The 13267-nt window shown below is 58.5% G+C and carries 13 protein-coding genes; 4 read left to right on the plus strand and 9 right to left on the minus strand.

The features are described 5' to 3' along the window. Window positions 1-2: 2 nt before the first annotated feature. From GSF67_RS22130 to GSF67_RS22145, 4 genes are all read right to left on the minus strand, one after another. Window positions 3-575, minus strand: coding sequence for a TRAP transporter small permease (locus tag GSF67_RS22130; protein ID WP_006314837.1), 573 nt, complete (start codon window positions 573-575; stop codon window positions 3-5). A gap of 60 nt (window positions 576-635) precedes the next feature. Further along, a complete protein-coding gene (locus GSF67_RS22135; RefSeq protein ID WP_006314836.1) occupies window positions 636-1610 on the minus strand; it encodes a sialic acid TRAP transporter substrate-binding protein SiaP in 975 nt (324 codons plus the stop codon). Between the two features lie 61 nt (window positions 1611-1671). Continuing rightward, complete coding sequence (locus GSF67_RS22140) at window positions 1672-2388, minus strand: FadR/GntR family transcriptional regulator (protein WP_006314835.1); 717 nt, start codon at window positions 2386-2388, stop codon at window positions 1672-1674. Between the two features lie 166 nt (window positions 2389-2554). Beyond that, on the minus strand, window positions 2555-3241 hold the full coding sequence (locus tag GSF67_RS22145; protein WP_006314833.1) for an HAD family hydrolase: 687 nt from the start codon (window positions 3239-3241) through the stop codon (window positions 2555-2557). A 409-nt stretch (window positions 3242-3650) separates the two neighbouring features. Here GSF67_RS22145 and minC point away from each other — a divergent pair, with 409 nt between their 5' ends. From minC to minE, 3 genes are read left to right on the plus strand one after another with little or no spacing between them, the layout of a single operon-like run. Next, complete coding sequence (minC, locus tag GSF67_RS22150; protein ID WP_006314832.1) at window positions 3651-4379, plus strand: septum site-determining protein MinC; 729 nt, start codon at window positions 3651-3653, stop codon at window positions 4377-4379. A 35-nt stretch (window positions 4380-4414) separates the two neighbouring features. Beyond that, window positions 4415-5230: a septum site-determining protein MinD gene (gene minD, locus GSF67_RS22155; RefSeq protein WP_006314831.1), complete on the plus strand. Its 816-nt coding sequence runs from the start codon at window positions 4415-4417 to the stop codon at window positions 5228-5230. Continuing rightward, window positions 5227-5487, plus strand: coding sequence for a cell division topological specificity factor MinE (gene minE / locus GSF67_RS22160; protein WP_006314830.1), 261 nt, complete (start codon window positions 5227-5229; stop codon window positions 5485-5487). The genes minD and minE overlap by 4 nt, the downstream gene beginning before the upstream one ends. A gap of 42 nt (window positions 5488-5529) precedes the next feature. On the opposite strand, the gene GSF67_RS22165 is transcribed toward minE, so the two are convergent. The 3 genes from GSF67_RS22165 to GSF67_RS22175 all read right to left on the minus strand — a co-directional run bounded on the left by GSF67_RS22165 (window position 5530) and on the right by GSF67_RS22175 (window position 9746). Continuing rightward, a complete protein-coding gene (locus GSF67_RS22165) occupies window positions 5530-6432 on the minus strand; it encodes an amino acid ABC transporter substrate-binding protein (protein ID WP_006314829.1) in 903 nt (300 codons plus the stop codon). A gap of 71 nt (window positions 6433-6503) precedes the next feature. Continuing rightward, on the minus strand, window positions 6504-7397 hold the full coding sequence (locus GSF67_RS22170) for an amino acid ABC transporter substrate-binding protein (protein WP_006314828.1): 894 nt from the start codon (window positions 7395-7397) through the stop codon (window positions 6504-6506). A gap of 30 nt (window positions 7398-7427) precedes the next feature. Continuing rightward, window positions 7428-9746: an EAL domain-containing protein gene (locus GSF67_RS22175; protein WP_006314827.1), complete on the minus strand. Its 2319-nt coding sequence runs from the start codon at window positions 9744-9746 to the stop codon at window positions 7428-7430. A gap of 310 nt (window positions 9747-10056) precedes the next feature. Here GSF67_RS22175 and GSF67_RS22180 point away from each other — a divergent pair, with 310 nt between their 5' ends. After that, entirely contained in the window at window positions 10057-11418 is a 1362-nt protein-coding gene (locus GSF67_RS22180) for an amidase (protein ID WP_006314821.1), read from the plus strand. A gap of 41 nt (window positions 11419-11459) precedes the next feature. On the opposite strand, the gene GSF67_RS22185 is transcribed toward GSF67_RS22180, so the two are convergent. Beyond that, entirely contained in the window at window positions 11460-12101 is a 642-nt protein-coding gene (locus GSF67_RS22185; protein WP_004438834.1) for a ThuA domain-containing protein, read from the minus strand. A gap of 17 nt (window positions 12102-12118) precedes the next feature. Continuing rightward, window positions 12119-13219, minus strand: a complete 1101-nt coding sequence (locus GSF67_RS22190; RefSeq protein WP_006314820.1) for a Gfo/Idh/MocA family protein — start codon at window positions 13217-13219, stop codon at window positions 12119-12121. Window positions 13220-13267 lie beyond the last annotated feature (48 nt).

Consider the following 13267-nt stretch of genomic DNA (forward strand, 5'->3'; position numbering starts at 1 on the left):
GATCAATCCCCCGCGCTCTGGAATTCTTCTGGCCGTTCCAGAACGGAATAGCCACGCCGCATATTTTCAATGAAGACCTGCACGGAGCGGAAGAACATCAAAACGAAAGCTGCCAGAACGGTGTAGAAGACGATATTGCGCGGCAGCGCCACGGTGACCATCTCCTCATCCGCAACGATTTCCAGATAACGCCACATCAGCCAGGATGTGTAGGCGAAGAACAGGATGCGCAGCACATCGACCAGGATCGACATGGCGTGGGCCACCTGCGGCGGTACATAATGATAAAGCACATCCACTTGGATGTGGCGCGACATGCGCACGCACATGACGGAGCCTAAAAACACCACGCCAATCAGGCAATTGACGGCGATTTCTTCCGTCCAGGCGTAGCTGTTGTTGAGAACGTAGCGGGTGAAGAACTGAAGGAACACGCAACCTGTCATCAACCAGAACAGGGCGAGCGTGACCCAGTCCTCGAAGGTGTAGACCTTGAGATCGACCTCGGGCGGTGCCTCGTCGAACGTATGGGCGAGTTCCTCAGGCGTGACCTGAGTATGGATTTCCTGCGACATTGAGATATCCCGTCTGGAGAGAAAGGGCGGTGCGGCGCAAGGGCCGCACCGAATCTTGGCTCACTTGACGGCGCGAATGGCTTCCCAGTCGGCCTTGTCGTAACCGAAGTCCTCGAACTTCACCTTCTCGATGACATTCTTTTCGAAGTCGGCCTTGTCGACCTCGGCGACGTTCAGGCCACGCTTCTTGAAGTCTTCCACGAGGCTTTTTTCGCGTCCTTCGATGGTCTTTGTGGTCCGCTCGGCGGCCTCTTGCATGACGTCCGTGAAAATTTTCTTGTCTTCATCGGAAAGCTTGGACCATAGGTTCTTCGAGACAACCGTGTTGAGATGGTCAACGATGTGGCCCGTCAACACGATGTTCTTCTGCACTTCGAAGAACTTCTTCGCCTCGATGGTCGTCAGCGGGTTTTCCTGTGCATCGACGGTGCCGTTCTGAAGCGCCAGATAGACTTCCGCAAATGCAATCGGTGTCGTGTTGGCGCCGCAGGCGCGCGGCATGGCAAGATAGGCAGGAACGTCGGGAACGCGCATCTTTAAGCCAGCCATATCGGCGCAGGCGGCAATCGGCTTGTTGGATGTTGTGTGGCGCGTGCCGTAATAGCTGACGGCGGCGATGTGGTTGCCGGTCTTGTCTTCATAACCCTTGGCGAGACGCTTGAAGATATCGCTCTTGGTATAGGCGATGAGATGGCTCGGATCGCGGAAGATGTAAGGGAAATAGGTGACGCCGATCGGCTTGAAATCACGCGCGGCAAAGCTCGAACCGGAGATGATGATGTCAACGGTGCCGATCTTGAGACCCTGGTTGATATCGGCTTCCTTGCCAAGCTGTGAGGCGGGGAAAACATCCACCTTGTAACGGCCGTCGGTGCGTTTGGCGATTTCTTCCGCAGCCCAGACCGAATCCGTGTGGAACGGTTCGGAGGTTTCGTAAACATGCGCCCATTTCAGCGTGGTCTGCGCCTGCGCCGCCAAGGCGGAAAGCAGGATGGCGGCTGTTGCGCCCATTAAAGTCGACAATCTGATTTTCATTCTTAACTCCTCCCGAATTAAAGCCAGATTTCTGTTTTTCCCGTCGCCGATTACGGCGCGGTCACTCTTCTCCGATCGTTTCCTCCCCGAAACTTTCGGAAAATCTCTTTTGCGACAGCGTCAGATGCTGCCGCATCGCCTCACGAGCCCCTTCCGGGTCGTCGGCGGCAATGGCGTCGCGGATCGCTCGGTGTTCCTGAACGGCGAGGCTCCAGGTGTGCGGGCCTTCGAAATAGCTGGCGAGCTTTTCGAAAAAGGGCGACAGGCTGCGCTCGTCATAAATCAGGCCGGTAAAGCGATTGAGCGCGGCATTGCCGATGATGTCGGCAATGGCTGTATGAAACGCGCGGTCAAGATTGAGCGCCAGCGGCGAATTGTCGAGCGCGCCGGCCATGCGTTCGATGATGTCATCGAGCTTGGTGATACATTCCGGCGTCGCAAGTCGCGCGGCTTCCTCCGCAATCGCGCTCTCGATGATGCAGCGCGCCTGCAGGATTTCGAATGGGCCATGCGCGTCTGGCACCGGCGGCTTTTCCCTCGCCTGCCTGCCGGCAGCGTTGACGTAAACGCCCGAACCCATGCGGATATGGATGTGGCCTTCCACTTCCAGAACGATGAGGGCTTCACGAACGGTAGGGCGGGAAACGCCGAAGCGTTCCGCAAGGTCACGCTCCGCCGGCAGGCGCTGACCTTCGGTCAGCTCCCCGCTCTCGATGAGCAAGCGAATTTGTTCCGCGACCAGCCGGTAAAGGCGGCGCGGCTCCAGAGCCACAAACATGATGTCCTCCCAGCGCGAAGGTCTCCCCCCGTTCGCGCAAGCGGTAAGATGGTCTTACCAATTTTATTAGGACGTATTTATGGATGGCTGTCAATTAGCCGTCTTGGAAAAGCTTACAGGTTATGCTTGAGGGCGGCTCAGCCGGTCGGTGGTCGCCGGCAGCTCTTCAGGCTTTGCTGCTGGTCAGCTTCAGGCCACCATTCCCGTCGATCACCACACCCAGTTCACCGTAACTGCCGATGGCAAGATGCGGCGTCTCGATCGGGTGGGAATGGGTCACGTTGATGACCACCACCGCAGCCCCCATGCGTTCGCCGGCCTGGATGCCCGCGGGCGCATCTTCGAAGACGACGCAGCTTTCCGGAGCAACGCCGAGCCTTTCGGCGGCCTTCCGGTAACCTTCAGGATCGGGCTTGCCGTTGACCACATCGTCCGCGCAAATCATCACGGGTGGCGGTGTGATGCCGGCCGCCGCGAGCCTTTTTTCCGCCAGTTCACGCACGGCGGAGGTGACGATGGCCCATTTTCCCGCCGGCAAAGACGCGAGAAAAGCCGCGGCGCCCGGTATCGGAATGATGCCCTCCACGTCATCCATCTCGGCGCGCAAGATCATGTCGGCCTCAGCGTCCACATCGAGGCCGGGAACCGCCTCGCGACGGATCACCTCGGAAGCCCGCATGCCGTGAATGCGCTGGAGGAAAGCATTCGGCTCGATACCGTTTGCAACGGCCCACTCCCGCCAGACGCGCTCGACAACGGCAATCGAATTGACCAGCGTTCCATCCATGTCGAACAGGAAGGCCGCGAACTCTTGCGAAAATATCTGGGTCTGCGGCGGGACTTTGCTGTGCATCTCATTCTTCCGTTGGAACTCTCGGGTATAGCCGTATCTACAGTATCCGGAGACATAACGGAATCGCTTTTCGGCTGCCATAAGCAGATGATCGTCTCCTGAGTGTTGAAAGAATGTTGTTCCAGAATCGGACGCTGCGTGATGCCTGCGAGTCGAGCCCGAAAAGCGGGGAGGGCGAGGGTTGCCTGCTGAAAGGAGGCGTCAGCTTGCAGCAAGGATGCTCTGCTATCATGCGTCTTCATTTGCAAGGCAGTGACATCAATTCAAGGCGTAACAGCTGTTTTCGAATGTTTTGCGCGAAGGCTTTTGCAAGCGGAATTTTATTAACGAATTCACCGCTTCAGGGGCTGCGTTAACCATTTGTTAACCATATTCGAGGTACCTAATTGTCAACGATTTGTTTACCAAGATGACCAAAGTGCTAACAGACCAGCGTTCGATCCGTATCAAAGGCCGCTCCTTCCTCGCGGTCGTCCTGTCCCCCGAATCTCCGGTCGATCAATGGCTCGAAAGGCTTGATGATCTGGCTGCCCGCTCGGCCGGGTTCTTCCTGTCGCGGCCGGTGGTTCTCGATGTGTCGGAGCTGTCGCTCGACAAGGCGGGCCTGAAGGAACTGCTGGCGGCGCTGAGAGAACGCAATGTTGGCATCATGGGCATCGAGGGTGTTCGCCCGTCGATGATCGAGCCGGGCATGCCGCCGTCGCTGAAGGGTGGCAAGCCTGCTTCCGATGTCGAGGTGGAGCCGGTCGCCGTGGCTGCCGAATTGCCGGAAGACAAGCCGCACGCTTCGGGCGAAGTTCGCGCCGTCGTGCAGTCGCTGGTCGTCAACGAGCCGGTGCGCTCCGGCCAGTCGATCATGTTTCCAGAGGGTGACGTCACCGTCATCGGTTCGGTCGCTTCGGGCGCTGAAATCATCGCCGGCGGTTCGGTGCATATTTACGGTGCGCTGCGCGGACGGGCCATGGCCGGTTCGCTCGGCAATGTCTCGGCGCGCATCTTCTGCCGCAAGCTTGAAGCGGAGCTTTTGGCCATCGACGGCGTCTACAAGGTTGCCGAGGACATTGACGACAAGCTGCGCGGCCAGCCCGTTCAGCTCTGGCTGGAAAACGATACCATCAAGGCCGCGAAGCTCGGCTGATAACAGAGAAACGAACAGGAACAGGAGAGAGCCATATGGGGAAGGTAGTCGTTGTAACTTCCGGCAAGGGCGGGGTCGGCAAGACCACCTCGACCGCAGCGCTTGGCGCCGCATTGGCGCAGAACAAAGAGAAGGTCGTGGTCGTCGATTTTGATGTCGGGCTGCGCAATCTCGATCTCGTCATGGGTGCTGAACGCCGCGTGGTTTACGATCTCGTCAACGTCATCCAGGGTGATGCCAAGCTGACGCAGGCGCTGATCCGCGACAAGCGGCTCGAGACGCTGTTCCTTCTGCCGGCCTCGCAGACCCGCGACAAGGACAATCTGACGCCGGAAGGTGTCGAATGGGTCATCGCCGAGTTGAAGAAGCACTTCGACTGGGTGATCTGCGACAGCCCCGCCGGTATCGAACGCGGCGCGACGCTGGCCATGCGCCATGCGGATGTGGCTGTCGTCGTTACCAATCCGGAGGTCTCTTCGGTGCGTGACAGCGATCGCATCATCGGCCTGCTCGATTCCAAGACGCTGAAGGCCGAGCGCGGCGAGCGTATGGAAAAGCACCTGCTCCTGACGCGTTATGATTCCGTCCGCGCCGAACGCGGCGACATGCTGAAAGTGGATGACGTTCTCGAAATCCTCTCCATTCCGCTGCTCGGCATCATTCCGGAAAGCACCGATGTGCTGCGCGCTTCGAACGTCGGTGCGCCTGTCACGCTGGCGGATGCCCGTTGCGCGCCGGCCATGGCCTATTTCGACGCCGCCCGCCGCCTCTCCGGCGAGGATATTCCGGTCGTCATCCCGGGCGAGAAGCGTGGCATCTTCTCCAAGATCTTCGCAAGGAGGGCTGCATGAGCATCTTCAGTATCTTCCGTAAACAGAAGTCGGCACCGCTTGCGCGCGAACGCCTGCAGGTGCTGCTCGCCCACGAAAGGGCGTCGTCGGGAACCGATCTCGTCGCCGTTCTGCGGGAAGAAATTCTTAGCGTCATCGCCAAGCATGTACAGATAGACAATGACCGGGTGCATGTGAAAATGGATCGTGACGAACATGTCTCCATATTGGAGATCGATGTCGAAATTCCGTTGGGCGCCCATCTTCGCGCTGCATAAGGCACTTCATAAAAGACGCCGCCCGCCTCCGGGCGGCGTTTCTCATTCTGCCGTCGTATCCACAGGGCTTCGAAACGCTTCTGCCAGATCGCCGGGCAGCGGGCGTTTCAGGTTGATGCCATTCGGCGGGATCGGCGCGTTGAACCATTTGTCGTAGATTTTTTCGATTTCGCCGCTTTGATAAATCTGCTCCAGCGCTTCGTTGACGGCGTCCCGGAAGCCGGTATCGCCGTGCCGCAGCATCAGGCCATAGGGCTGCGGCGGGGCAAGATATTCGTTCGAGATGACGTAATCTTCCGGCCTGCCGGTCTCGGCGATGAAGGATCGCAGGAGGATATCGTCCATGACGAAGGCAGAGGCGCGATTTTCCGTCACCATATCGAAACTGCCCTCCGTGCTGTCATTCTGCAGGACGGCGATGTTCATTCCCAGTTTGCGATTGAGCACGTTGAGCTGGCTGATATTGATGGTGCCTGTCGTCACCACCACCGTTCGCCCGGCAAGATCGGCGACGGTGTTCAGGCCACTTGATTTCAGCGCGACATAACGCGTGCCGGTGATGAAGTGGCTGTAGGAAAACCAGACGGCCTTGCGTCTTTCCTCCGTATTCGTGCTCGCCACGCATTCCAGGTCCATGGTGCCGTCATTGAGAAGCATGATGCGGTTGCTGGGCGTGCGCTTGACGAACTCGACCTTCAGTTCCGGCAGGGCGAGCTTTCTCTTGATGGAATCCGCCACGCGGAGGCAAAGCTCGATGCTGTAGCCGATAGGCTCCGGGCCGGTGCCCAGATAGGAAAAGGGAATATTGCGATCGGCAAAACCCAGCCGGATCGTGCCAGTCCTGGCAATGGTTTCAAGTGTCGGTGGTTGGGCATTGTCGCTGGCCGCCGCCACGGGCTGAAAGCTCAGGAAAAACAACAACAGCCACAATGTCGATCTCTGCATCGCGCATCTCCAGCTAAAACAATCCGTTAAAACATCGTCATCAAATCAATGCGGTTCGGCGTCTTGCGCTTTCAGTCCTGGTATTCGCTCGGATGGTCGTAGGCCTGTTTCAGGGATGCGGCCATTGGCAGGTTCAGGTTCATGCCGTTCGGCGGAATGGGTTTGGTGAACCACTTTTCATAAAGGCCGTGAATGGTCGAACTGGTGTAGATATGCCGAAGACTATCATTGACCGCCGCCTTGAACGCCGGGTCGTTCCGCCGGAAAACCAGACCATAGGGTTCGGGAGCGCTGAGCGTTTCCTCGGAGAGTGCATAAAGGTCAGGATTTTCCGAGGTCGCCGCCAGCGCCGCCAGCAATATGCCATCCATCACGAAGGCGGAGGCCTTGCCGGCAACAACGAGGTCGAAGGCTTCTTCATTGGTCTTGGTCGGCATGACAGAGATATTGAGGTTCTTCGCCCGGTTCACGGCGTTCAGCTGTTCGATATTGACGGTGCCGGAAGCGGATGTGACGGATCGCCCGGCGAGATCGGCAAGGCTTTTCAAATTGTCCTGCTTGCGGGAGAGAAACTGTGTCGCGGTCATGAAATTGGGATAGGAGAAATCGACGATCTTGCGACGTTCGCTATTATTGGTCGTGGCGGCGCATTCAATGTCGATCTGGCCGCTGCGGACAAGAATGAAGCGGGTCGCGGGCGTTGCCTTGACATATTCGAGCTCGATCTTGTCGAGCTTCAGCTTGCTGCGAATATCCTCGCTGATTGCCCGACAGAGATCGGTAGAGAAACCGGTGATTTCCCCGTTTGGCAATTGATAGGAAAAGGGCGGTTCGGCCTCGCGATAACCGATACGGATTTTTGCGGTTTTGGCAATCTGCTGAAGCGTGTCGCCTTCATCGGCGGCCTGCAGCGGGGTAACAGGAGCAAAGCATGTGAGGAAAAGGCAAAATACTGAAAGGCGCATTTTATGTCCTTTTGGTCGGCGGCTGGTTTCTCAAATCGCTTTTTGTGGTGGATGATAAGAACCCGGTGCCGACCGACCGGCATCGCCGTACTCGTCCTTGGCGGCCGGGGTAATAACGGCGCGGTTTTTGAGGATTCGGGCCAGAGGGGCAGGTTCAGCAAAATAATAGCCTTGAGCCTCGTCGCATCCCGAAAGCTTGAGGGCTTCGACCTGATCCCTGTTTTCAACGCCCTCGGCGGTCACCTTCAGGCCGATCTGCTCGGCCATGTCGATGATGGTGTTGACGATGGCCGAACACATGGGATTGGTGGGCAGGCCGGAGACGAATTCGCGGTCGATCTTGATCTTGTCGAAGGCGACATGGGTCAGCGTGCTGAGCCCGGCATAACCGGTGCCGAAATCATCAAGCGCGAGGCGGACGCCTCTTTCCTTCAGCAGTTTCAGCGCTTTCGTACTGCTATCACGCTCCAGCATCGCGGTTTCCGTGACTTCAAGCTCCAGCCGCTCGGCCGGGAAGCCGGATTTTTCCAATGCCCGGTCGACAACAGGGACGATATCGTCATTGGAGAGCTGGACGGCGGACAGATTGACGGCAAGCCGGATATCTTTCGGCCACGTCATGGCATCCATGCAGGCCTGTGCCAGAACCCATTCACCCAATGGCTTGATGAAGTTGTTTTCTTCGGCAAGGGTGATGAAACGGTCCGGGGTGATGAGGCCGAGTTTGCTGTGCCGCCAGCGGGCCAGCGCCTCGTAAGCGACGATGCGGCCGCTCTGCAGATTGACCACGGGTTGGTAATACAGCTCGAATTCCTGGTTTTCGAGCGCGGATTTCATGTCTATTTCCAGCGCATGCTTGTGCTTCGCCGCCATGTCCATGCCCGGCTCGTAAAACACGAAATAACCGCAGCCCATGGATTTTGCACGGTAAAGGCCAAGATCGGCATGTTGCAGAAGTTGTGTGGCCGATGTGCCGTGGCCCGGCGCGCAGGCGATGCCGATGCTGGTATCGATGCTGATAGCGCTGCCTTCCAGGCTGAAACTGCGCGAGACCGCGTGCACCACCCGCGCCGCTAGCATCGCTGCATCGCTCTCGCAGTCGGCGTTTGTCGACTGGATGATCGCGAACTCGTCGCCGCCAAGACGGCTCACCATGTCGTTTTCACCAAGCACGGCGGAAATGCGCGAGGCCACCGCCACCAAGAGGGCATCGCCTGCAGCGTGTCCCAGCGTGTCGTTGACGGCTTTGAAGCGGTCGAGATCGAGCAGCATGACATTGAATGGCTGGCCGGACGCGGAAAGATGTTCCAGCCGGGTTTCCAGCGTCTTCATCAGCAGCACGCGGTTGGGCAGTCCGGTCAGCGCATCGTGATGGGCCATATGTTCGAGTTGCTGCGCCATATCGCGTATCTGCCGCAGACGTCCGCGCTCCAGTACCGCCTCACGCAGCGTTTCGATGGCGGTCGCCATATCGCCGATCTCGTCCCGTCGTTCCTGAAACGGTGTGACGACGTCGGTTTCTTCGCGGGCAATTCGAAGTGTGGCCTGCACCAGCGCCGGGACCGGTTTGAGGAAATGCCGGGCAATGACGGTCACAAGCACGCCGGTGACGGTCAGGACCACGATCAGCGCGGCGAGCGAATTATAGATCAGCTTGCGCTGTGCGCCATAAAGCGCGTCCGAACCGCCGATGCTAACGGCGACCGCGCCGATGGGTTTCTTCGTTTCCGTGCTGATGATCGGCAGCAGGCCGATATAATGGCTGGACTCGCCGATGGTGGCAAAACCGGTCGAAAAACGCGCGGCAACTGCATCCCTCGAAAAGATGGGGTCGGTGGCAAGCGGTTTTTCGTTGTCGTCGGTGGCATTGTCAAAGGCCGCGGCGATCTGCCTGAAACCGGCATCGTCCTCGTCATAACGAAAAAGCCAGACGGCATTTTTTGTCTGTGCGCCGATGAGGGCGAGAACGTCGCTAGGATTGAAGCCGGTAACGAGAATGGATCCGTCGTCGCCAATCGGCTTGTCGGTCAATATGCCGTTGACCTGTCCGTCCGCATCGGCGGTGACGCTGACATAGGTATAGATGCTGCGCAACGTCGCGCTGGCGATCTGTGAATTGACGCGAGCCTGATTAAGCCATTGTTCGCTGGAGGCAGCCACGAACATGTACCAGCCGACAAGAGCGCCGATGCTGTAGGAAAAGATCACACCACCAAGGAATATCAGGGTTATCTTGCTGGCGAGCGAGCGCCGCCGCGAAAACCGGCCCATTTCCGGCTGCGTCGTTGAGCGAAGCGTTTGGCCGGGTTCAATCTGTCTATCTGTCCCCTGATAGGCAGTCTCTTCCATTCGCGATAGTCCCCCGCGATGTCGCGTTATAATTGTTTTATGGAATTTTTATAGGGCATGTATTTCGGCGGTGTCTGCTAAATAATTCAACAAAGTTTAGATGCGATTAAGAATTAGTCCGTCTTTTTATAGTCGTTGCTGATACGCTGCGTCACGGGCCTGTACCTGTGGTTGAAAAAACCGGTCTGGCGGAAACGCAGCGCGGGGTTATTTTACGCCGCCCGGTTGATCATGGCTGTGGTGATTGGCCTTGCCAAGTGGCCGAGAAACGGCATGTTGAGCGCGACATGCGGGTTTCAGGGAAGATATCATGGCTCACCGGGGCAAAAACATCGCGCAGCTTTCCGTTCTTATCCAAAGCGGCCATCTCGATCCGCGCGCCTTGGCGGAGGAGACGCTGGATGCGATCGGCAAAGAAGATGACCAGGCGATCTTTGTCAGCGTAACATCGGCGCGGGCCATGGCGGAGGCGGAAAGCGCCTCGAAACGCATTCGCGAGGGCCGTTCCTGCGGCGTGCTCGATGGGATTCCGGTGGCCTGGAAGGATCTGTTCGATCTCGAGGGGATGCCCACGACTGCCGGGTCGAAGATATTGTCGGATGATGCGCCTGCGTCCCGCGATGCGGATGTGGTGGCGGCGCTGAAGCAGGCCGGAATGGTTTCCATCGGCCGCACTAATATGAGTGAGTTCGCTTTTTCCGGTCTCGGCATCAACCCGCATTACGGTACGCCGCGCAATCCCGTCTCCACGGATGGCCATCGCCTGCCGGGCGGTTCTTCATCGGGAGCGGGCGTTGTCGTTGCCGCCGGTCTGGTGCCGGTGGCTATCGGTACGGATACGGGCGGATCGGTGCGCATTCCGGCCGCCTTCAATGGCGTGGTTGGATATAAGGCGAGCCGTGGCCGCTATTCGATGCATGGGGTTTATCCTCTGGCGAAAAGCCTCGATTCGCTCGGGCCGTTGACCCTCACCGTGCAGGACGCCGTCTGGGTGGATGCCGCCATGCGCGGCAGAACGGCTGCGGATCTGGCGCGCATGCCTTTGTCCGGCGTGTCGTTGGTGGTGCCGGAAACGGTGGTTTTTGATGGCATCGAGCCGGGCGTCGCGGCCGCATTCGAACAGGCGGTGGAACGGTTGGTCCGTGCCGGCGCTTCGGTTCGGCGGCAGGCATTTCCGGTTTTTTCGGAATTGTTCGATCTCATCAGGGAAAAGGGCGCGCTGGTGACGGCGGAAGCCTTTTCCCTGCACAAAGCCCGACTTGAAGGTGCCGACGCCGCGCGCATGGACCCGCGCGTGGTCGTGCGAACAAGGCTCGGAGCGAATATCTCCATGCCTGATTATATCGCCATCATCGAGGCGCGCGACCGGATGACGGCGGCGTTTTCCGCCATGATCGGCAGGGACGAGATTCTGATTTCACCGACATTGCCACATGTCGCGGCCAAGGTGGCGCCGCTGGTTGAAAATGACGATGCCTTTTTCGCGATGAATGCCAAGACCTTGCGTAACACCCAGATCGGCAATTTCCTGGATCACTGTGGCGTGTCTATTCCCTGTGGAACCGGCGAGGCAGGCATGCCGGTCGGCCTGCTGCTTTCGGGCCTGCATGGAACGGACGACCGTCTGCTGGGTGTTGCGATGGCTGCGGAAGAAATTATCCGTGACTGGTAAGATGGAAGAGCGGCCTTTCAGGGCCGCTCTCGATGCAACCGTTAGCGTGCGGCCCAGTTGGCGCCGCGGCGGAACATGGTCTTCATCTGCGGCACGGAAAATTCCTTGGCCTGATGGCCGAGTGCCGAATAAAAGACGCGGCCCTTACCGTATTTGCGCTTCCAGACGACCGGCATCACCACGCCGTCGATCCACCAGGCGTGATCGCCGGTGAATGTCGTTGTCGCCAGAACCTCGTTCGAGGGGTCGACATGCATGTAATATTGTTCCGACGTATAAGGGAAATCGGAAATCCCCTCCATCAGCGGATCATCCGGCCGGGTGATATTGACTGTGTAATCGATGATATTGCCGGGATGGGCGACCCACTGGCCGCCGATCATGAACTGATATTCCACACATTCGCGGAAACTGTCGCCTGCACCGCCATGGAAGCCGGCAATGCCGACGCCGTTTTCGACGGCGGCCGTCAGGTTCTTGATTTCTTCCTTCTCGATCTTCGACATGGTGACGATCGGCACCACAAGGCTGAGATCATGCACTGAAGGATCGGCGAAGGCTTCGGTGCTATGCTCGACATAGACCTTGAACCCGTCTTCCTCCAGAATGTCCTTGACGATGGTGGCGCATTCCTGTGGCTCGTGGCCGCTCCAGCCGCCCCAGACGATGAGTGCTTCGCGCATTTATTTCCTCCTCAGGATTATTTGCCGAGCTGGCCGTCGACCAGCGATGTTTCAAGCGGAGCAGGGCGCTCCACCTTGGTGGTGATGGAAACGGTGGTGCCACTGTCCGATGCCGTCTGGAAAGCTTCCATGACCTCCAGCACATGTAGCGCAAGATCGCCATTGGCGCGGTGCGGACGGTTTTCGCGGATCGCATGGGCCATGTCCGCGACGCCGATCGAGCGGTAATTGCCGTCGGCATAGGGGGATGACAGCGCCTGCGGTTCGAACTGGCCGCCCTTTTTCAGCAATTGCACCTCGCCCCCGAAGTGGTTGGGGTCGGGCACGATCAGTGTGCCTTCCGTGCCGTAGATTTCCAGCGGCACATGTTTATGGCCGGCCACGTCGAAGCTCATGCCCACCTGCACCACGGCGCCGTTCTCAAACGCCAGCACGCCGGAAACATGGGTGGCGACATGAACGGGGATTTTTTCGCCGTTCTTCGGTTCGCTGGTGATAAGGCGCTCGTTGCGCGGCGCAATGGCAAAACCTGCAACCTTGGCGACCGGGCCAAACAGATTGACGAGATCGGTGATGTAATAGGGGCCCATGTCCAGCATAGGCCCGCCGCCAACCTCGTAATAGAAGGCGGGGTTGGGGTGCCAGCGCTCATGGCCGGGGCACATGAAAGTGGCCGTTCCGCCGACCGGCTGGCCCAGCACGCCCTCGTCGATCAACCGGCGTGCTGTCTGGTGGCCACCGCCGAGGAATGTATCCGGGGCCGAGCCGATACGCAGGCCCTTTGCTTTTGCCGCATCCGCAAGACGTTTGCCTTCGGTGAAATTGATGCCCAGCGGTTTTTCGGAATAGGCATGTTTGCCGGCGTCCAGCGCTCGCAGACCCACTTCCACATGCGCCTTGGGGATCGTCAGGTTGACGATGATTTCCACTGAAGGGTCAGAAAGAAGCGCGTCGACGCTTGTTGCCTGAAGGCCAAATTCTGCCGCGCGGGCCTTCGCCACCTCCTCGTTCATATCCGCCAGACCGCGAATGTCGAGAATTGGAAACGAGGCCATGGCCTTAAGATAGGCGCTGGAAATGTTGCCGCAGCCGATGATGCCGATACCGACCTTTTTCATGTGATTCCTCCCGTAAATCAGAAATGCCGAATCCCGTGCACGAGCCTT

Origin of the sequence: Agrobacterium sp. CGMCC 11546, from assembly GCF_013365515.1 — a bacterium.
In the GTDB taxonomy this organism is placed as follows: Bacteria; Pseudomonadota; Alphaproteobacteria; order Rhizobiales; family Rhizobiaceae; genus Agrobacterium; species Agrobacterium fabrum.

Coding starts and splice junctions, on each gene's coding strand:
- GSF67_RS22130 (WP_006314837.1), bottom strand. CDS start 575: ATGTCGCAGGAAATCCATACTCAGGTCACGCCTGAGGAACTCGCCCAT.
- GSF67_RS22135 (WP_006314836.1), bottom strand. CDS start 1,610: ATGAAAATCAGATTGTCGACTTTAATGGGCGCAACAGCCGCCATCCTG.
- GSF67_RS22140 (WP_006314835.1), bottom strand. CDS start 2,388: ATGTTTGTGGCTCTGGAGCCGCGCCGCCTTTACCGGCTGGTCGCGGAA.
- GSF67_RS22145 (WP_006314833.1), bottom strand. CDS start 3,241: ATGCACAGCAAAGTCCCGCCGCAGACCCAGATATTTTCGCAAGAGTTC.
- minC (WP_006314832.1), top strand. CDS start 3,651: ATGACCAAAGTGCTAACAGACCAGCGTTCGATCCGTATCAAAGGCCGC.
- minD (WP_006314831.1), top strand. CDS start 4,415: ATGGGGAAGGTAGTCGTTGTAACTTCCGGCAAGGGCGGGGTCGGCAAG.
- minE (WP_006314830.1), top strand. CDS start 5,227: ATGAGCATCTTCAGTATCTTCCGTAAACAGAAGTCGGCACCGCTTGCG.
- GSF67_RS22165 (WP_006314829.1), bottom strand. CDS start 6,432: ATGCAGAGATCGACATTGTGGCTGTTGTTGTTTTTCCTGAGCTTTCAG.
- GSF67_RS22170 (WP_006314828.1), bottom strand. CDS start 7,397: ATGCGCCTTTCAGTATTTTGCCTTTTCCTCACATGCTTTGCTCCTGTT.
- GSF67_RS22175 (WP_006314827.1), bottom strand. CDS start 9,746: ATGGAAGAGACTGCCTATCAGGGGACAGATAGACAGATTGAACCCGGC.
- GSF67_RS22180 (WP_006314821.1), top strand. CDS start 10,057: ATGGCTCACCGGGGCAAAAACATCGCGCAGCTTTCCGTTCTTATCCAA.
- GSF67_RS22185 (WP_004438834.1), bottom strand. CDS start 12,101: ATGCGCGAAGCACTCATCGTCTGGGGCGGCTGGAGCGGCCACGAGCCA.
- GSF67_RS22190 (WP_006314820.1), bottom strand. CDS start 13,219: ATGAAAAAGGTCGGTATCGGCATCATCGGCTGCGGCAACATTTCCAGC.